Source organism: Coleofasciculus sp. G3-WIS-01 (assembly GCF_040223135.1).
GTDB lineage: Bacteria > Cyanobacteriota > Cyanobacteriia > Cyanobacteriales > Coleofasciculaceae > Coleofasciculus.
Genome location: NZ_JAVJZI010000183.1, coordinates 67,961 through 86,613 on the forward strand (window position 1 = coordinate 67,961; position 18,653 = coordinate 86,613).

Here is an 18,653-nt window from a genome sequence, read left to right on the forward strand (position 1 = left end):
CTGTTAACGTTAATTATGACAAACAACAATAATCAGTACATTTGTTGGTTTGAGAATCTTACCTCCGATGATGTGTCAATAGTCGGGGGGAAGAATGCTTCATTAGGTGAAATGATTCGTAGCCTAAAAGATGAAGGCGTTCGTGTACCTGATGGCTTTGCTACTACTGCTGATGCCTACCGTAAATTCCTTGAGGCTAACCAGCTAAATGAAAAAATAAAGTCGCATTTATCGGAACTAGAAAGTGATAAAACTCCTCTAGAAAAAGTCGGTAAATCTATCCGCAAGCTATTTCATTCTGCCGACTTTCCCGAAGACATTGCCAGTAAAATTCGTGAGGCTTACGACCAACTCAGTCAACGCTATGATACCCAAGATGTAGATATCGCGGCTAGAAGTAGCGCAACGGCTGAGGATTTGCCGGAAGCAAGTTTTGCGGGTCAGCAGGAAACATTTCTCAATGTTACTGGCTATGAAGAATTACTAGAAGCCTGTCGTAAATGTTATGCTTCCTTATTTACCGATCGCGCGATTAGCTATAGACAGGCGCAAGGCTTTGACCATCTGAAAGTGGCGCTTTCAGTGGGGGTGCAAAAGATGGTGCGATCAGATAAATCTAGCGCTGGAGTGATGTTTTCCCTGGATACCGAAACTGGCTTTCCCGATGTGGTTGTAATTGATGCGGCGTGGGGATTAGGTGAAAATGTGGTACAGGGTTCAGTAACGCCAGATGAGTATCGGGTGTTTAAACCATTATTAGAGGATGCCAATCTCAAGCCGATTATTGAGAAAAAACAGGGCGCCAAAGAGCAGAAAATGATCTACGCGAAAGGGGGAAGCGAGACGACGCAAAATATAGACACATCGTCCCAAGAGCGTAATTCTTTTGTCTTGAATGACGAGGAAATTTTACAATTGGGTCAATGGGCAAGTGCGATTGAAGCCCATTACCAAAAACCCATGGATATGGAATGGGCAAAGGATGGGGATACAGGCGACTTGTTTATCGTGCCAGCCCGTCCAGAAACGGTTCAATCTCAAAAAGAAGCCGGATCATTAAAAACCTATAGCCTCAAGGAAAAGGGCAAAGAAATCCTTTCTGGACTCAGTATAGGGGATGCGATCGCGGCGGGTAAAGTATGCCGAATTAAGAGCGCCGCAGATATTGACAGATTTGAAGAAAATACTATCCTAGTGACAGGAATGACTGACCCCGATTGGGTGCCGATTATGAAAAAAGCCGCCGGAATTGTCACCGATCAGGGAGGACGTACCTGTCATGCGGCAATTGTGAGTCGGGAGTTAGGAATTCCCGCTATTGTGGGAACGGGTGATGCAACGAGCGCTTTAGAAAATGGTCAAGAGATTACTATTTCCTGTGCCGAAGGCGATCGCGGTTTGATTTATCAGGGAATATTAGAGTATGAGGAATCGGAACTCAACCTGGAAGAAATTCCCAAAACCCAAACCCAAATTATGATGAATGTTGCCAGTCCGGATGCGGCGTTTCGCTGGTGGCGATTACCCTGTGAAGGCATTGGGTTGGCACGGATGGAGTTTATTATCAATAATGTGATTAAAATTCATCCCATGGCGTTGATTCATTGGGATGAGTTAGAGGATGAAGATGCACGCCAGCAGATTCAGGACTTGACTCAGGGGTATGAGGATAAGACGGAATATTTTGTCGATAATTTAGCCCGGGGAATTGCCAAAATTCCCTCTAATGTGGAGTTAGCGGAGGAGTTTTCTGAACGCTTTGATGGCTTCTCCATTGGTAGTAATGACCTGACTCAGTTAGTTTTAGGGGTGGATCGAGATTCTGGAGATCTGTCTCATTTATTTGACGAACGGAATCTGGCGCTCAAGAAAATGATCCGGCGACTGATTAAAACCGCGCATCAGTGCGATCGCAAGGTGGGTATTTGTGGACAAGCACCCAGCGATCATCCGGATTTTGCCGCGTTTTTAGTCGAAGCGGGAATTGATTCGATTTCCCTGAATCCGGATAGTGTGAGTCAGGTGAAGCAGCAAGTCGCACAACAGGAAGGTAAGAGATAAGGGGTAGATTGGCGGGAAATAGTCCAGACAAGTTAAATATCTTGCCAAATTCCCCCCATCGATGCTAGATTAGATACGGTTGATTTTCGGTAAGTAAGCTTGTTTCGATTTTTTCGATTTCGATTTTGTCCGCAGGCACTTCTCCGATTTATCTCGCTACAGGTTCAGTAAAAGGAAGTGCCTTATGTCTATTTACGTTGGTAATTTGTCCTACGATGTAACTCAAGAGGATCTGACGGAAGTTTTTGCCGAATACGGCACCGTCACTCGCGTGAGTGTACCTAAAGATCGTGAAACCGGACGTCCACGAGGGTTCGCTTTTGTGGAGATGGAGTCTGACTCTAACGAAGACAGTGCCATTGAAACCCTTGATGGTGCTGAATGGATGGGACGCTCAATGAAGGTTAACAAAGCAAGACCAAGGGAACGAAGCAATGGAAATGGAAATCGCGGTGACTATAGCCGTAGCTCTTTCTAAGTAAAATCGCTCCAATTCCCCACTCATCTCGTGCGGTGGGGATGGATAGTGAATGTTTCGTTTTTTGTGTCATACTGATATCGCTACACTGGATGAGAGTGGTGACATAAATCGCGCCTTGTGAGAAAAGTTATTTTCTCATCCTGACCGTTGTGGCAAGAGCGCTATAACGTTAAGCATTTAGCGGTGGGAGATTCAAAAGCTGATTCCTTATTTTTCTATGAAATTAGGAACTATAAGGAATTAAATTATTATAGCTTTTGAATTTTGAGGGCAGGTAATTGTCTGCCCTTTTTGTGTTGAGCTTAAAAGGAGATAAGCATGGCTCAAGTGATTATTGGAGAAAACGAGGGAATTGAATCTGGACTTAGACGATTCAAGCGCAAAGTATCTCGCGCAGGGATTTTCTCAGACATGAAGAAGAACCGCTTTTTTGAAACTCCCTTGGAAAAGCACAAACGCAAGGAAATAGCCAGACACCGACAACAACGCAGATATCGGAAACGGCGTTAACAACGGTATCTATGGAACTCGCAAGGTAACTAGAATCGTTCCCGTAAACGATTCTCAAGTAGACCAATCTAAGAGGAATGGCACTGAAAAGCTTGCATTTTTGGAGCGCCGAAACCCTTGATATATCGTAGGGTGGGCAATGCCCACCAGCCTCATCTGAGCGTGCGATTCAACCTAAGAGCGATCGCCGAATTGGATCGACAACGGCGGTATCCTGTAAAGTGGACTGGATATCGTCGAGAATCACTCGTTGAACCGCACCACCCAAAACCTGCAACTCAAAGATAATCTCACCCGTGAAACCAGCCGGAAAATCCAGGTATTGTAACCCAGACTACGCACTTCAACTTGAAAAAGTTTGGAGTGCTTAGAGTTTTGAGTTCTAACTATTAGGTAATCCAGACTTATGACACAGGTAGAAAAGTTTCGCCACGTCTACTCATCTTCCTTGTCAAATAGCTCTAACAAACCCACTGTACCCACAAAGAAGGTGTAAGTTGCATAGACTATAGGTGTCTTTTGTCGAGTCGGCGCACAAGCCGCCGCGATAATCGCCTCCACTAAATGAATGGTAACGGCAAAACGCTCTAGCCCAAAAATGGGTTCAAGGATTGTGGGGACACTCAGATCACTGAATAAAGCATAAATATTCCAGAGTTCTAGTCCAATTGCACCACTGATCAGACTGGTGGATATAACTTTTATAGCGTTGAAAAGATTTTTTTTTCTTTGATAGACTTTAACTGCATAATCAGAATCAAGTGTTTTGAATGTTTATCAGCTTACCATAAAACTTCCTCAAGATTTCCTGGTTCTACCGCAAGGTTATGGATGGTGAGGATTACTGGGATAATTGGAATTATCGGGATTATCGAGATTGTAGGGGCGAGTCGCTGAGAAAATGTGGCGGTGTCTCCAATTAACTTGTCTCGACTCGCCCCCGTCTAATGTACGCGGTGTCAGATAATTACCAATACCTAATCTAGGGCAAACCGATAAAATTAATAGGTTGGTTATGTTCATTCGTGCAGCGGGTCTGCCAGTTTTTGTTTTTCATTAGAGACAAACTATGAGAGGAATAGATTACCATGTCTATCCGTAAAAACAAAATAGGAGAGCTTTTACTGAAGCCAATCATAAGCGCCCTGATTGGTCAGGATCAACTCCAGTTCTATGAAACCATTAATTGGCAAAAGCAGAGTGAACGTTTCCGACAAACCAATCTCATTTATCCAGACTATTACAGTCAGCAAAACTTTCATGGTATTGAAGGCGGTTACCTTAATACTGTCGCGGCTATAACCTATGATACTGTGACGGCTTACGCTTCCCCACCCAATGAAACTCGGATTCGCGAAAAGTTAATAACGACTATTGAGAAGCCGCCCAGCCGAATTCTCGATCTCGGTTGCGGTACAGGTTCAACAACGTTGATGTTAAAGCAGGCGTTTAAAGAAGCCGTCATCATCGGATTAGATTTGTCTCCCTATATGCTGATTGTGGCAGACTACAAAGCACAGCAAGCAGGGCTAGATATACAATGGCAGCATGGTTTAGCTGAAGCTACGGATTTTGATGATACTTCGTTTGATTTAGTCACAGTCTCTATGGTATTACACGAAACGCCACCCCAGATTTCCCAGTTAATCGTACAAGAATGCTTTCGCATGCTTAAACCTGGAGGACAATTGATTATTCTGGATGGAAATCAACGGAAACTTCGTTATGCTCACTGGTTGATAGAACTCTTCCGAGAACCCTATTCAAAAGACTATGCTGCTCATAGTTTAGAAGATTGGATGATAGCGGCTTTTTTTAAACGGGTACAAACCGAATATGTGGGATGGATTCATCAAGTAACCTCTGGAATTAAGCCAATCAGAAAGGGTTTAGAGCAGATGGCATAAGCAAAGCCGCAAAGATGCAACAATTCATCTAAATTTTAAGAAGCGATGACAACTATTGAATGGATTCAGGAACTGCTAGGACAGCGCTTCCAGCCTTTAGTCTTTGCCATTACCAATCTTGGTTCAGAATATGCCTATATCGCCTTCCTTACCCTCTATTACTGGTTAATTGACCCGTGGACAGGGCGCCAGTTAGGACTACTCTTAGGGATTAGTTATGGGTGTAATACAATACTCAAAGAACTATTTGATATGCCTCGTCCCTTCGAGTTAAATTTGGACATCGCCTCATTGCATGACTATCCTTTGGTTTAATCTCTTGAATTTAACCTATTGTGAGATAATTTGGGCAAACTGTAGCGATTCTCAATACTTCCGTAAATAGTGCCAAAGTTAAACTTGGCACGACTACCTAACAATTTTTGATTTTAGATTAAGTAGTGATACCTTAATCAACAGATTGTAAGGGAGGTTCTTCTTCCTTAACTCTGCGGATGGGAAGATTGGCAATTAATGCTGTTGCCCGTTGGTTACTTTCTAGGGTAAACTCCAAACCCTCTTGATCAATCTCCACATAACGAGACACAACTTCTAAAATTTCGGAGCGCATCGACTCAATCATCTTTGGACTGAGATCGGCGCGATCGTGGGCAATAACCAGTTGCAGGCGGCGTTTTACTTCCGCGCGACTGTTACTGGCACTTGTCCAGGGAAAAAGTCGTTCTAGAAGTTCGCTAATCATGGGGTTTTGCATCCGTGGTGAGTGAGGAGTGAGGAGTGATGAGTTGGGTTAATTGATTATCAACACTCAAAATTTAACTAACTAACTTAACTGCGGAACATGCGACGGATACGATTAATCAGGGTGTCATGTTCCGCCATCAAATCAAGAAAGGGAACTTTGTCTCCTTCCAAACGCCGAGCGATATTGTGAATGGCGATACCGGGAAGCGTGAGGTTTTCTGCTAGGGCTAAGGGTTCGCCCCGATTACTGGAAACAATCACGCGCTCATCATCAGGAATGACGCCAATTAAGGGAATTGCCAGAATCTCTTGGACATCTTGAACAGACATCATTTGATCCGCTTGCACCATGGCGGGTTTAAGACGGTTAACAATCAGGAAGATACGCTTAATCCCTTGAGCTTCTAGTAAACCCACAACGCGATCGGCATCTCGCACCGCCGCAATTTCCGGCGTCGTCACGATTAACGCCTCCGACACCGCCACGATCGCGTTACGGAATCCCATTTCGATTCCGGCTGGGCTGTCCACTAAGATGTACTCATACTTCTGGGATAACACAGCAATGAGTTTTTTCATTTGCTCGGGGCTAACCGCTTCCTTGTTCCGGCTTTGGGCAGCAGGAAGCAGAACTAATCCCTCTTGGCGCTTATCTTTTACCAATGCTTGCTCTAAGCGACATTGCCCTGCGAATACTTCAATGGCGGTATAAACCACCCGATTTTCTAGCCCTAGGAGCAAATCTAAGTTTCTTAGACCAAAATCGGCATCAATGAGTGCCACCTGACGACCTAATTTAGCGATCGCCACGCCTAAATTCGCCGTAACCGTTGTTTTACCCACCCCTCCTTTGCCAGAGGTGATCACTATAATACGACTCATGAATTTAACAATAACTGGGTCTTAGCAAAATCAGCAGCTCTAGCAATACGAATACCTTGGGGTGTGACATACGCCACCTCTGGATAAAACTCAATCGGTGGCGTCTCCGGTGCCCTAGCCACAGCATCCGCGATCCGGAGTTGGGTGGGTTCCATTTTCAGAGCCATAATCCGACAGGAGCGATTGCCATCAGCTCCCGCATGAGCTACCCCACGTAGACGTCCCCAGATGAAGATGTCTCCGGCTGCAATCACTGTACCACCCGGGTTTAGGTCTCCCAGTATAACAATAGTACCAGGATGGCGAATTTCCACGCCCGATCGCACGGTCATTTGTAAGTATAGGGGTTCAGTTAACTCCTGAATGGGTTCAGGGGTTTGATGGAGAGAATAGTTAGCTGATTGTTGCTCAATACAATACCCGGCTGTCGCCGCAGCAACGGCTGTTTGACGTCGGCTGGTGTGTACCCGCGAAATTCGTAGTCCCACGTCGTTCAATACATCCGCGATCGCTTGTAACTTCAGTCCATCCAATAGTTGGTCACCTGCCATCAGATGTACTGTAGCTGGCATTGACCAGAAGCGATCGCCTCCATGCCAGCGATGCTTAAACTGTTGCCACATATCAGACCAATTGGCATCGGACATATCTTCCACTGAGGGTAAGACAAGCTGTAGCCCTTCCTTGGTCTGTTTCAGGCGGACTTGAGATTGGCAATCCACTGCCATGTTGCTCTCGGCAACCGTTGACATAGATAATACTTGGTCAGAATCTGAAGTCATGCAACTACAGGCTTTCTTTTGATGCAAACAATCTAAACTAAACGACATCGTACCTTAAGCGCAAGTCTCAGCCAAGCTTGTGACGCATCCTGGCTCTCGCATCAAAGATTATAGAGCGGGGCTTCTCGCCGAGCGAGCTAGCTAAAATCCAAAATCTAAACAGGGATACTCAAATGCCATAATCTAATCAGAAATCAAAAATTTATGATTTAGCTTAATAAATAATAATAAGAATTATTTGAATGGGGGGTGAGAGAGACTTGGCTAAACATCAACCTTTGACAATCCCCGCCCTATAAGAGCGGGGATTCTTCCGTCCTCTGGATTCCAGTGAATTTACCCTCAGAAAGCATCTTGACCGTGTGTCCCACGGCTGCAAGTCCACGAATACAGACTACTTGAGCGGCTGCAACGTCTCTATCGGTTGTATAGCCACAATGACCAGATGAATGGATGCGCTGGGATAGCAACTTTTTACCCGTTTCTGTTAGGCAGTTGGGGCATATCTGACTTGTTTTCCTAGCATCAGTTTTGAGGAAAAATACACCACGTTTAAAGCAGCATTGCTCTAGTATTTGCAAGAATTGACCCCAGCCAGCATCTAGGCAATGTTTACCTAGCATCCCTTTGGCTAACGCCTTAAGGTTAAGTGATTCAGCGAATATCATACCCGCCCAATCACAAAGGTTATGAGCTAACTCCCAGTGGTAATCTTTTCTGATGTTGGCTATCCGTTCATGCAATCGACTTACTTTGGCTTGTGCTTTTTTCCGGTTATTACTTCCTAAGCGCTTTTTAGATACTCGCTTTTGCAGCAATTTAAGCTTGCTTTCAAGTTTCCTAAAAGGCTTGGGATTAGGGAATAATTTCCCGTTAGACACAGCGACAAAATGACTAATCCCTACATCTATCCCTATCGCTTCCCCGTGGGGTGTTGGCTGAGGCACATCTAGATCCCACTGTAGGGTTAGCATGACATACCAACCAGATGCACGTTTAACCACACGGGCTTGCTTGATGGTTGCCCCTTCTGGGATTGGGCGCGATTGGTTAAATTTAACTAACCCAATCTTGGGCAATTTAACCGCGCTCCCTTGGATTGCCCCAACTGCCTAACAGAAACGGGTAAAAAGTTGCTATCCCAGCGCATCCATTCATGTGGTCATTGTGGCTATACAACCGATAGAGACGTTGCATCCGCTCAAGTATTCTTAATTCGTTGAATTTCAGCCGTGGGACACACGGTCAAGAAGCTTTCTGAGGGTAAATTCAAAGGAATCAAGAGGACGGAAGAATCCCCGCTCTTATAGTGCGGGGAGTGTCAACTGAGGATTAGGGCTATTAGCAGGAATATTACCGGAGGAGACTCCCGGTGCCAACTCGCTCTGGCTGGTGTTATTCGCTCCTGTTGTTAAGGGAATGGTTTTCATACTCGTACCGCTAGACGAACCGATGAAAACGTTGGTGCTTGTCATGGGTGGAGCATTGGTTGAAGCACTGGCTGAGCTGCTAGCACCGCTGAAGGTAGCTCCAGGCGTGAATATCGTTTGACTACTGCTAAGGCTACCAGTAGGCGAGTTAACTGTGGCGTTGCTAGTAGCGCCAGCCCCCTGGGAATTCACAAATGAGCGGCTTGAAGCACCAACACTCACGACTTGGGCGTGGCAGGGTAATGCAAATAGGATGGTTAAACTGCTGAGTAAACTTAAATATATAGTAGAGTTTAGCATTAATTAATCAAACTGAATGAAAGAGGTTGTAGTAGCTCTAAGCGCAACTACCAACTGAGTTTAAGTCAGTGCTATTTACTTTAAGGGGGTTGATTTTGACCAACGTTTAAAAGTCATTATTAACCAGCCACCCAAGAGTGATCCTAGGATAGTAGATGGTTCAGGTACGGAAACCACTTCTGTGTCTCCATTACCATTACTAGATGAATTGATAGTAGAGCCGATGTCAGAGGCAGAATTGTTAGTGGTACTGCCTGAATCACCCCCATTATCGGTGTCAGTAGCAAAATTGTTAGTGGTACTGCCTGAATCACTTCCATTCTCTATGTCAGTGGCAAAAGCGCTACCACCATCAGCTAAACCGTTTGAAGCACTAGCTGAAGCACTCGCGCCACTCGCTGTACCTCCTGGCGTGTATACTGTTTCGCTATCGCTACTGCTACCTGTTGGTGAAGTGGCTCTCCCATTACTGGTAGCGCTTCCACCATCTGAATTGACAGATGAGCTACTCGAAGAGCCAGCGCTAACCACCGCAGATAAAGAAGGGGGAGCTACAGCAATGATTAAGCCGCCGATTAAGCTAATATAAAAAGCATTCTTGCTTAATTGATTCATATTCTTAGCCTCTAAGGTCTTTGGCGTTTTTAGTGATAGATGATTAGAAAATTAGAAGCGTCCCAATTTAGCTAAATAAGTGGGACGCTTCTAATCATAAATAAACCCTGATCCGATTTTAGTAATACTAGAAAGAGCCAGTTGTGGAGGAGGAAGTAGCTCCCGCCTGAGAAGTCCAATCATCCGTATAGGTGAATGAGTAGGCTTGAGCGTTGGTATTATTGCCAAATGCTACAGCTTCACCTTCTGCAGTGGCTGTGTTGTTGTACGCAAATCCGTAGGAGGACAAGTAGGTATATTGGTCTACATCCGTGTAGATATCGACGTAATAGTCTTTGTTGGTGTAGCTGGTGAAGCTGTAGTCATCATAATAACCATAGAAGCCACCAACAACTTCATTGTTTTCGCTAACAACTTCTAAGTGATTTAGGTCAGAAATGTTCATGGCTTTTTTTTGTTTTTGGTAATGGATTGAAAGAAATAACTCAACTGAAACTGTTGTTTTAGAGGCAATTTAATTGTCTCTGGCACTACTAGGAGTACATAAAGTTTTTCCTAGTAGCTCTGATCCGATTTTAGTAATAGTACAAAGAGCCAGTTGTGGAGGAGGAAGTAGCTCCCGCCTGAGAAGTCCAATCATCCGTATAGGTGAATGAGTAGGCTTGAGCGTTGGTGTTGTCGCCAAATGCTACAGCTTCACCTTCTGCAGTGGCTGTGTTGTTGTACGCAAATCCGTAGGAGGACAAGTAGGTGTATTGGTCTACATCCGTGTAGATATCGATGTTAAAATCTTTGTTGGTGTCGCTAATGAAGCTGTAGTCACCGTAACCATAGTATCCACCAACAACTTCCTGGTTATTGCTGACAACTTCTAAGTGATTCAGATCGGAAATATTCATGGCTTTTGTTTCTTCTTTGGGGTAATGGATTGAATGAAAAACTAAACTCAATTGTTCAAGAGGTAACTGGCTTCTAGAACGACTAGGAGAGTCTCATATTTCCCCTAGTAGACCTGAGCCGATTTTATTACCACCAGTAGTTGTCGTCTGTGGTGGAGGAAGACGTAGCTCCCGCCTGAGAAGTCCAATCATCTGTGTAGGTGAATGAGTAGGCTTGAGCGTTGGTATTATCACCAAATGCTACAGCTTCACCTTCTGCAGTGGCTGTATTGTTGTACGCAAATCCGTAGGAGGACAAGTAGGTGTATTGGTCTACTTCCGTGTAGATATCTACGTTAAAATCTTTGTTGGTGTAGCTAATGAAGCTGTAGTCACCGTAACCATAGTATCCACCAACAACTTCCTGGTTATTGCTGACAACTTCTAAGTGATTCAGATCGGAAATATTCATGAGAATTTTACTTTCTGGGAATAATCGTTTGCAGCTATTTTGTTTTTGCTGTTGTATTCAATATAAATTGGTCAATTATGAATTGCAATGCTTTTTTTGGAAAAGATTGCCAATTTGGCAGAATAGATTTTTTTTATTATAATCATGAAGATTTTCCAATTCTCATCGTCGTGAGAGAATCAGAAAATCTTGAAAAAATAGTTTTTAATTAGAATAGTTATTGCTGTAGAGTCAACCTCACTCGATGAATAAGGATTGGTCTAGACAGCCTATAGATTTTTGTTTATGGTTAAGCGGTTTTTCCTGGCTTTCGCATCAACCCAAAATCTACTGAGATTTATATTACTCTATTTTTGGGGATACAATTCCTTCCATTCAGTCAAGGCTGCCAAAATGGCAGCCGGATTAATCGACTCCGTTCGAGACTATTTTAGGTTTTAATAATTCACTATTGACTAACAGCCATGAAAAAGAGACGCGCCATGGCACGTCTCTACAGTTATCAGTTTGTTGCAGAAGGTTATCGGTAAAACCCGCCCCTATAGAACAACCTCTGCCATTTGGCTCTAGTTCAATCCAGTACAGCAGTCAAATAGAGACGATACTCCTGAGAACCAACTGTCTCCAGGTGTGGCTGAATCTGTGATAGAGTCTTCTGGTTCACTCTCTACCGAATCCTGTCGTTGACAACCGCCCTGAACGGAGACCGTTTTCTCTTCAACAACCTGCAAGTGATTGAGGTCAACGATTTTGCAGGAGGCTTTTCTGGTAGACGGGCAACGTCCTGGGTTGCTCCTGTCTTCATCCACCGTTTTGAGACTGGGATTTGATTCTGGCAAAGGGTTTTCTTTCCGCAATCGGTTGTAGGTGCGGTAGGGAATGTAGTATTGGGGATTATGACCGATAAAACGCAGGAGCAACACACAAGCCCAAGAATACTTCCCATCTCGAATGGCGTCGATAATCTGCTCAACCTGTTCAGGAGCAAGACTTTTCTCACGTTGGGTTTTGATGGTTGGGATTTGATACGTCATTTTTATTACTCTGTAAAATCGACAATGTGCGTGATATCGCTATGTAAAATCAAACATCGGTTTCAGGGTAGGATGCGCTTGCGCCCCTGTCCCAAAAATTAAAGACTGATACCGCCTTCTTTTAATCCCCGGAACGGCTCAAGTAAAATATCGGCAATGCGACGACGACGGATAATAATCTCAGCCGTCGCGGTTTGACCTGCCTTAAACTCAATCAGACGTCCCTTATCCTTGATATGATTTCGATCAAGTTCCACTTCCACCTGATAAACAGCCCCGAATTGTTCGTGGGGTTTAGCATCCGGAGAAATCGAGGTAATTTCACCCGTGACGATGCCGTAATCTTGATAGGGATAGGCATCTAGCTTCACCTTCACGGGCATACCCACTTTCACAAACCCAGCATCGCGGTTGGGTAAACTGGCGGAAAGTACCAACGGCTCCCCTTCCGGTGCCATTTCCGCGATGGTTTGGCTGGGTTGCACCACCTCACCCTGGTTACTGACATTCAGAGATGAAACCACCCCATCCACAGGCGCATAGAGAAACTGCTGGTTGAGTTGGGCTTTGGCTCTAGCTAACTGATTTTCATTGTCGGCAATCTTGGCTTTGAGTTGAGTCAACTCCATTTCTAGCTGCTGCATGCGCTCTTGGGACTCAAGCTGAGAGCGGTTTACTTCACTTTGCTTCTGCGCTAATCCTGCCTGGAGTTGGTCAATTTCTGCCAGGGTTTGTTGTAACTCACCTTGGGTTTGAATCATTTGCAAGTCCAAATCGCGCAGAGTCTGTTGCGATTGGAATACCTGCTCTTGAGTATTCGTCCCTTCTTGCAGTTGACTTTGGACAATCGCACTTTGGCTAGCTCGCAGACTTTGTTCTGCCTGAAACACGATTTCTTTAGAAATCGCCCCTTCTTCCAATAGCGGTTTAAGGTTTTTGAGTCGTTCAGCTTGGGCTTCGGCTTCCACTTGGCGTCGGACAAGGAGTTCATCCGCGTGAGCGGTGAGGGATTTGAGTCGTTGTTGTCGTTGTTGATGGAACGCCTTTTCTGCTTTCACCTGGGGCAATTTCTGCTTTAAAACGGTTACCCTTGCCTGGGCTTGAGCCAGTGCGGCTTGTTGGGCTTGTACGTCTGCTTGAACAATTTGTTGGCGGGTTTGGGCTTCTAAACCAGTTCTCTCCATCAAGGCTTCCTTTTGAGTTAACTCCGTTTGCTGGGAATTAAGCAGTTGTTCTAAGCGCTCTACTTCAGTCGCTGCCAGTTCAGTGTCTAGTTCCACCAGCACTTGCCCCGCTTGTACCGACTCCCCTTCTTCCACCTCAATATCCACAATCTTGCCCGACTGTACCGAGTGAATTTTATAAACATTTCCTTTCGGCACCAACTGTCCTTGAGCTTTACCGATTTCATCGATTTGTCCCAAGGTTGCCCAAGCGCCAAATGCCATACAGAAGGCTATTCCACCCAACATCAGTCGCCGGGGAAAGGCGGCGGGTGGCTGGTCGAGCATCGTCTGCAAAGCGGTTGACCATTTCACCGTTTTCTCCTCTGTTATCCCAGTACCTGGGAATGAAGAGGGACGCGATATCACTGAACCCGGTGATGCCAAATTAGCTATACCTCCATAGATAGATGCCGCTGTCGATTTGGCACGGTGCATTGAGTCTATCGAATGTATTTCCTGATGCTCCTGAGATGCTGGGGCTAAGGAAACTCTGGAAGATAGTTGATCCTGAAAAGGATGAATTGAATCTGGCATGCTTTTAACTCTGTTGTTGTTATCAACTAACGACGGAAAGCACTGTATTGCTGAGGTATGAGATTGATTAGGTCTCTACCCGAAATTTAAAGATTAAACCTTGGCTCAAATATCTAGCTGCTGCTGCGCCAAGTGGTAGTAAAGTCCTCGAAGCGCGATTAATTCATTATGATTTCCTTGTTCCCTGAGAATGCCTTGGTCGAGAACCAGTATGCGGTCAGCATTCCGCACTGTAGAGAGGCGATGGGCAATAATAAAGGTGGTGCGATCGCGGCTGATTCGAGTTAAATTATCTTGAAACCGTCGTTCTGACTCGGTATCCAAAGAACTCGTCGCTTCATCCAGCACCAGAATGCGCGGATTCCCCAGCAAAGCCCGGGCAATGGCGATGCGCTGCCGCTGCCCCCCGGAAAGTGTGGAACCCCGTTCACCAACTTTGGTATTATACCCTAAAGGCAACGCTTGAATAAAGGCATGGGCTTCTGCCAGTTTCGCCACCTCAATGACTTGCTCCAGACTCAAATCCGGTCGATAGAGAGTAATATTCTCCAAAATCGTCCCCGAGAAGAGGAAACACTCTTGCGGCACCACACCCAGTTGAGAGCGTAAAGATTGGGGCGAAACATGACGGATATCATGACCATCAATTGTAATCCGCCCAGAGGTTGGCTGATAAAGCCCTTGCAAAAGCTTCACCAGGGTACTCTTCCCCGAACCACTGCGCCCGACTAGGGCAATGGTTTCTCCCGCCCGCACATCTAGAGAAATTGTTTCCAGAACATTCCGTTCCTCTTCATCCGAATAGCGGAATGTCAAATTATCCAGAGTAACATCTCCCCGGATGGGTGGCAATGTCAACATCGGTTCTTGGGGATGTTCCTCCGGCTGCGTACCAAAGACATCATTGAGCCGTTCCACAGACACCAGGATTTCTTGAAATTGGTCCCAAAGCCCCACCAGGGATAAAATGGGACTGGTCACTTTGCCAATGAGCATATTAAATGCCACAAACTGACCAATCGTTAGCTGATCCTGAATCACCAACGTCGCCCCATACCAGAGTAACGCCGTACTCCCCAAGGTATTAAACAACCCACTCACCGCCTGCAAACCATTACTCAGGTGGAAGGCTTGAAATTGGGTATTTAACTGGCTGGTGAACCGCTCTTCCCAGCGCCAACGCACCTCTTGTTCCGCTGCTGTGGATTTAACCGTTGCTACCCCATTCATCATTTCCACCAACAAGGAGTTTTGGGCGGCGGCTTCCTTAAACACTTCCCGCGACTTCTGACGCAGAAAGGGACTGGCAACCACCGTTAAGATAGCAATCGGGGGAATCGTGGCTAGTACCAACAGGGTGAGTTGCCAGTTGTAGTAGAACATCAGCCCAGCATAGACAAACACCATCAACACATCCAGCCAAGTGCCAATGGCTTGCTGAGTCAAGAATGCTTTAACTTTCCCCGTTTCCTGCACCCGGGTAATAATATCCCCCACCTGGCGCGATTCAAAAAACTTCAGGGGTAAACTCAGGGTATGGTTAATGAACCCACTGATAAAGGTGAGACTCAGGCGATTGGAATAATAAAACATCAGGTAGCGGCGGGTGGCACCCAAACCAATACTCCATATCCCAAAGATAATCAGTCCTACAGCAAACACCTGGAGTGTGATTAAACTTTTGTTCACCACCACCCGGTCAAGGATGATTTGGGTAAACAGGGGCGTAATCAGCCCAAACACCTGCAGCAGCAACGACGCCAAGATTACCTGGAGCAGAATCCCTCGGTGGGGCCACAGCAATCCCCAAAAGCGTTTCAGGGACAGTTTTTCGTCGGGCATCGCTGCTAGTTGGGCGGTGGGTTCCAGCAGCAATGCATACCCTGTCCAATTTGTCAAAAACTCTTGTCGGGGAACTTGGCGCTTACCCATCGCCGGATCAGCCATGAGGACGCGATCGCCCTTAACGCGGTAGACTACGACATAGTGGTCTCCTTGCCAGTGGGCAATCCAAGGATGCTTCTGCTCGGCAATGCGACTCAAGGATGCCCGCACCGGCGTCCCTTGAAAGCCTAAGGTTTGAGCTGCTTTGGTTAATCCCGTCAGAGACGCTCCCGCCCGCCCCACACCGGCTAATTCCCGCAGGGTGTTGATGCTAAACCGTTTCCCCCAGTACCGCCCAATCATTGCTAAGCAGGTAGGTCCACAATCTGAGGAACTCTGCTGCTGAATAAACGGATACCCACCCCAAAACTGTCGCCCCTGGTATCGCTTTGTCGCCGGTTGGGGAAAGGCGATGGGTTGGGTATCAGAGGACTGGGGTTGGGTAATGGGTTCAGCTTGAGTTGGGGCTGTGGGAGACGGAGGCGGCGATGCTGGGGTTAAACGTTTTTTAGGTGATGATTTTAAAGCGGGTTTGGCTGGTTTGCCATTGGTTGCCCGAGCATCCCCTGGCGTTAACGCGGGGACAATCTCTTGGGCGGCGTCCCAGGATTGTCGCGGTAATCGATACACCGACAAATCTGTCTGAGCCACCCAATCCTTTGGTATCCCTTGGGGATATCCCCAACCGATACCAATTGTCGGTGGGAGGCGATTCGGTTCATCGGTTTTCCCCTGACTTTCGATTTTACAAGATAGCGATGGTGAAAGCCCCCGTCTTTTAAGCGGGGGATGAAGCCGAGCGATGCGTCTAGCCTAGCAACTTTAGTTGAAGCGTGCTAATCAGCTTTCGCTATAATTGTACCATAAGTTTGACGTGGTAAAATGATTGTCTTAGAAGGTAAGCTAAAAGGTAAAGAGTATCAGTATAGAAGGCTTGATGAAGCCATTCGTACTGGTCTGTTTATTCGTAATGCTTGTCTTCGCTATTGGGAAGATGGTCATGCTAAGACCCGCAACGATTTTTCTAAGTATTGTACGATTCTTGGTAAAAGTAAAGAGTTCCCCTGGGCGGGGAAATTAAACTCTCAAGCTCGACAAGCCATGTCTGAGCGTACCTGGGCTAGCATTAGTCGGTTTTTTGATAACTGTAAAAAGAAAATTTCCGGCAAGAAGGGCTACCCCAAGTACAAAAAGAATCGTCCTAACCATGGTTCTGTAGAGTACAAAACATCAGGTTGGAAGCTTTCAGAGAATCGTGACGCCATCACATTCACTGACGGGTTCAAAGCGGGAACGTTCAAACTTTATGGAACTCGTGACCTGAACTACTACCAACTCACTCAAATCAAGAGGGTTAGGGTAGTTCGTCGAGCCGATGGTTATTATGCTCAGTTCTGTATAGACCATGACCGAACTGAGGACAAGAGACCAACGGGTAATACTGTAGGATTAGATGTCGGGTTGAATCATTTCTATACCGACTCAAATGGCTCAACAGTTGAAAATCCAAGATTTCTAAGGAAGTCAGAAAAACAACTGAAACGGCTTCAAAAGAGAGTATCTAAGAAGTTTAAAAAGGGTCAACCCCAATCTAACAACTACAAGAAAGCTAAACAAAAGTTAGCTAAAAAACACTTAAAAGTTAGTAGGCAGCGTAAAGACTTTGCGGTAAAGACTGCATTGTGCGTAGTCCGGTCTAACGACTTGGTAGCTTATGAAGACTTGCAAGTGCGAAATATGGTCAAAAATCATCACCTAGCTAAATCGATTAGTGATGCAGCTTGGTCAGAATTTAGATGCTGGCTTGAGTATTTTGGCAAAGTGTTTGGTGTAGCGACGGTTGCCGTTAAGCCTCACTACACTTCTCAAAATTGCTCAAATTGCGGTTGCGTTGTTAAAAAATCCCTTTCAACACGAACACATAGGTGTAAGTGCGGGTATATTTTAGACCGCGACTGGAATGCCGCTATCAACATACTCAAGGAAGCACTTCGTACTGTAGGGCATACAGGAACTCTCCAGGAATACTGGATAAACGCTTCGGGACAACTCGCCCTCTGGTGTATTGATGAAAGTCAATACTCTAAGGTGATTGGATGAACGAAGAATCCCCCGTGTTTTCAACCGGGGGAGTGTCAACTCCCCGTAACCAGAAGTAACCCGGTTGAGTGGCGGCGAAATCGGCTAAGGATTCCCCAGCTCTAATCTGCGTTTCCTCTATATATATAAGGAGTTGCTGTAAAATTAAGCTACTTTGCGATCGCAGCTTGGTTAACGTTTTCATGAAAGACAAACACTGCCGGTGCTGTGCTTGTTGACGCCACTGCGCTGCAAGCTGAGGACACCGTTCCAACCAGGGTTGCAGTTGCTCCCAGTCAATGCGAGCCATCCACCCGGAACTCCCCGCCACCACTTGGTACGGCAGGGATTCATTTCCCCAGCCAGCATCGGCGCCAAAGGTGTCTCCGCCTTGGAGTACCCCAACTGACACCTCTCGTCCCTTTGCTGAATCAAACCCCAACAGCCGGACTCGCCCTTCACCGATAATATATAGATTTTTGGCTAAATTATCCGGATTATGTTCTGAGTGAACAGACCGTTGTGGGGCAGGTTGCAGTAAAGTATCGGTTGACAGTTCATTTCCGAGTTGGAATTCGAGAATTTCAAAGCATTGGCTCAATTCTGCTGCTGTTGCCTCATCCAGTAAACCCTGACTGGAACGTTGCAGCACAGCCCGAAGCTCGTCATCGAAGCCCAGACTTATCACAGAGGCATGATTATCTTCTGTAAACCCGGCTTTCAGTTTTCGCATCTGCGAGCACCCCATCGTTGATGTATATTAAACCTAGCCACCTTCCAGTCGGGGGCGGCGATGAAGTAAAGGGTTAAAAACGAACGGATCGAAACTTTAGA

At 45.9% G+C, this 18,653-nt stretch carries 20 protein-coding genes and 3 pseudogenes; 7 read left to right on the plus strand and 16 right to left on the minus strand.

Annotated elements, in window-relative coordinates; genetic code table 11:
• Positions 1-15 precede the first annotated feature (15 nt).
• From ppsA to rpsU, 3 genes are all read left to right on the plus strand, one after another.
• The gene (gene ppsA, locus RIM23_RS18245; RefSeq protein WP_446368572.1) at positions 16-2,061 is read left to right on the plus strand and encodes a phosphoenolpyruvate synthase; all 2,046 of its coding nucleotides are present in this window, start codon (positions 16-18) and stop codon (positions 2,059-2,061) included.
• 184 nt (positions 2,062-2,245) lie between these two features.
• Positions 2,246-2,539 (plus strand): RNA recognition motif domain-containing protein, encoded by a 294-nt coding sequence (locus RIM23_RS18250; protein WP_446334466.1) that lies wholly within the window; start codon positions 2,246-2,248, stop codon positions 2,537-2,539.
• Positions 2,540-2,860: 321 nt separating this feature from the next.
• Complete coding sequence (rpsU, locus tag RIM23_RS18255) at positions 2,861-3,052, plus strand: 30S ribosomal protein S21 (protein WP_006103066.1); 192 nt, start codon at positions 2,861-2,863, stop codon at positions 3,050-3,052.
• Between the two features lie 169 nt (positions 3,053-3,221).
• On the opposite strand, the gene RIM23_RS18260 is transcribed toward rpsU, so the two are convergent.
• The 3 genes from RIM23_RS18260 to RIM23_RS18270 all read right to left on the minus strand — a co-directional run bounded on the left by RIM23_RS18260 (position 3,222) and on the right by RIM23_RS18270 (position 4,075).
• A complete protein-coding gene (locus RIM23_RS18260; RefSeq protein ID WP_446368628.1) occupies positions 3,222-3,371 on the minus strand; it encodes an after-VIT domain-containing protein in 150 nt (49 codons plus the stop codon).
• A gap of 116 nt (positions 3,372-3,487) precedes the next feature.
• Positions 3,488-3,613 carry a hypothetical protein gene (locus RIM23_RS18265; RefSeq protein WP_446368573.1) on the minus strand — a complete coding sequence of 42 codons (126 nt, stop codon included), beginning with the start codon at positions 3,611-3,613 and terminating at the stop codon, positions 3,488-3,490.
• A 264-nt stretch (positions 3,614-3,877) separates the two neighbouring features.
• A complete protein-coding gene (locus tag RIM23_RS18270) occupies positions 3,878-4,075 on the minus strand; it encodes a hypothetical protein (RefSeq protein WP_446368574.1) in 198 nt (65 codons plus the stop codon).
• Between the two features lie 65 nt (positions 4,076-4,140).
• Between RIM23_RS18270 and RIM23_RS18275 the strand changes: the two genes are divergently transcribed.
• Both RIM23_RS18275 and RIM23_RS18280 read left to right on the plus strand, forming a co-directional pair.
• Positions 4,141-4,959, plus strand: a complete 819-nt coding sequence (locus tag RIM23_RS18275) for a class I SAM-dependent methyltransferase (protein WP_446368575.1) — start codon at positions 4,141-4,143, stop codon at positions 4,957-4,959.
• Between the two features lie 45 nt (positions 4,960-5,004).
• Positions 5,005-5,274, plus strand: a complete 270-nt coding sequence (locus RIM23_RS18280; RefSeq protein ID WP_446368576.1) for a hypothetical protein — start codon at positions 5,005-5,007, stop codon at positions 5,272-5,274.
• A 133-nt stretch (positions 5,275-5,407) separates the two neighbouring features.
• Here RIM23_RS18280 and minE read toward each other — a convergent pair whose 3' ends face one another.
• The 4 genes and pseudogenes from minE to RIM23_RS18300 all read right to left on the minus strand — a co-directional run.
• A complete protein-coding gene (minE, locus tag RIM23_RS18285) occupies positions 5,408-5,701 on the minus strand; it encodes a cell division topological specificity factor MinE (RefSeq protein WP_446368577.1) in 294 nt (97 codons plus the stop codon).
• 86 nt (positions 5,702-5,787) lie between these two features.
• Positions 5,788-6,585 (minus strand): septum site-determining protein MinD, encoded by a 798-nt coding sequence (gene minD, locus RIM23_RS18290; RefSeq protein ID WP_446354471.1) that lies wholly within the window; start codon positions 6,583-6,585, stop codon positions 5,788-5,790.
• Positions 6,582-7,367: a septum site-determining protein MinC gene (gene minC, locus RIM23_RS18295; RefSeq protein WP_446368578.1), complete on the minus strand. Its 786-nt coding sequence runs from the start codon at positions 7,365-7,367 to the stop codon at positions 6,582-6,584. The genes minD and minC overlap by 4 nt, the downstream gene beginning before the upstream one ends.
• 293 nt (positions 7,368-7,660) lie before the next feature.
• Positions 7,661-8,467 (minus strand): annotated as a pseudogene (locus RIM23_RS18300) (RNA-guided endonuclease InsQ/TnpB family protein); the annotation flags it as partial.
• Between RIM23_RS18300 and RIM23_RS18305 the strand changes: the two are divergent.
• Positions 8,468-8,677: pseudogene (locus RIM23_RS18305) on the plus strand (RNA-guided endonuclease TnpB family protein); the annotation flags it as partial.
• Here the strand turns inward: RIM23_RS18305 and RIM23_RS18310 are convergent.
• From RIM23_RS18310 to RIM23_RS18345, 8 genes and pseudogenes are all read right to left on the minus strand, one after another.
• Complete coding sequence (locus tag RIM23_RS18310) at positions 8,672-9,097, minus strand: hypothetical protein (RefSeq protein ID WP_446368579.1); 426 nt, start codon at positions 9,095-9,097, stop codon at positions 8,672-8,674. The pseudogene RIM23_RS18305 and the gene RIM23_RS18310 overlap by 6 nt on opposite strands.
• A gap of 75 nt (positions 9,098-9,172) precedes the next feature.
• The gene (locus tag RIM23_RS18315) at positions 9,173-9,712 is read right to left on the minus strand and encodes a PEP-CTERM sorting domain-containing protein (RefSeq protein WP_446368580.1); all 540 of its coding nucleotides are present in this window, start codon (positions 9,710-9,712) and stop codon (positions 9,173-9,175) included.
• 127 nt (positions 9,713-9,839) lie between these two features.
• Positions 9,840-10,157: a hypothetical protein gene (locus tag RIM23_RS18320; protein WP_446368581.1), complete on the minus strand. Its 318-nt coding sequence runs from the start codon at positions 10,155-10,157 to the stop codon at positions 9,840-9,842.
• 130 nt (positions 10,158-10,287) lie between these two features.
• Positions 10,288-10,611, minus strand: a complete 324-nt coding sequence (locus RIM23_RS18325; RefSeq protein WP_446368582.1) for a hypothetical protein — start codon at positions 10,609-10,611, stop codon at positions 10,288-10,290.
• A 127-nt stretch (positions 10,612-10,738) separates the two neighbouring features.
• Positions 10,739-11,062: a hypothetical protein gene (locus RIM23_RS18330; RefSeq protein ID WP_446368583.1), complete on the minus strand. Its 324-nt coding sequence runs from the start codon at positions 11,060-11,062 to the stop codon at positions 10,739-10,741.
• 566 nt (positions 11,063-11,628) lie between these two features.
• Entirely contained in the window at positions 11,629-12,096 is a 468-nt protein-coding gene (locus tag RIM23_RS18335; RefSeq protein ID WP_446368584.1) for a HetP family heterocyst commitment protein, read from the minus strand.
• A 98-nt stretch (positions 12,097-12,194) separates the two neighbouring features.
• A complete protein-coding gene (locus tag RIM23_RS18340; protein ID WP_446368585.1) occupies positions 12,195-13,856 on the minus strand; it encodes an HlyD family efflux transporter periplasmic adaptor subunit in 1,662 nt (553 codons plus the stop codon).
• A gap of 105 nt (positions 13,857-13,961) precedes the next feature.
• Positions 13,962-16,445, minus strand: a pseudogene (locus tag RIM23_RS18345) (peptidase domain-containing ABC transporter); the annotation flags it as partial.
• Positions 16,446-16,622: 177 nt separating this feature from the next.
• Between RIM23_RS18345 and RIM23_RS18350 the strand changes: the two are divergent.
• Positions 16,623-17,840, plus strand: a complete 1,218-nt coding sequence (locus RIM23_RS18350; RefSeq protein WP_446368586.1) for an RNA-guided endonuclease InsQ/TnpB family protein — start codon at positions 16,623-16,625, stop codon at positions 17,838-17,840.
• On the opposite strand, the gene RIM23_RS18355 is transcribed toward RIM23_RS18350, so the two are convergent.
• A complete protein-coding gene (locus RIM23_RS18355) occupies positions 17,824-18,552 on the minus strand; it encodes a Crp/Fnr family transcriptional regulator (RefSeq protein WP_446368587.1) in 729 nt (242 codons plus the stop codon). The two genes, RIM23_RS18350 and RIM23_RS18355, sit on opposite strands and share 17 nt — an antisense overlap.
• Between the last annotated feature and the right edge of the window lie 101 nt (positions 18,553-18,653).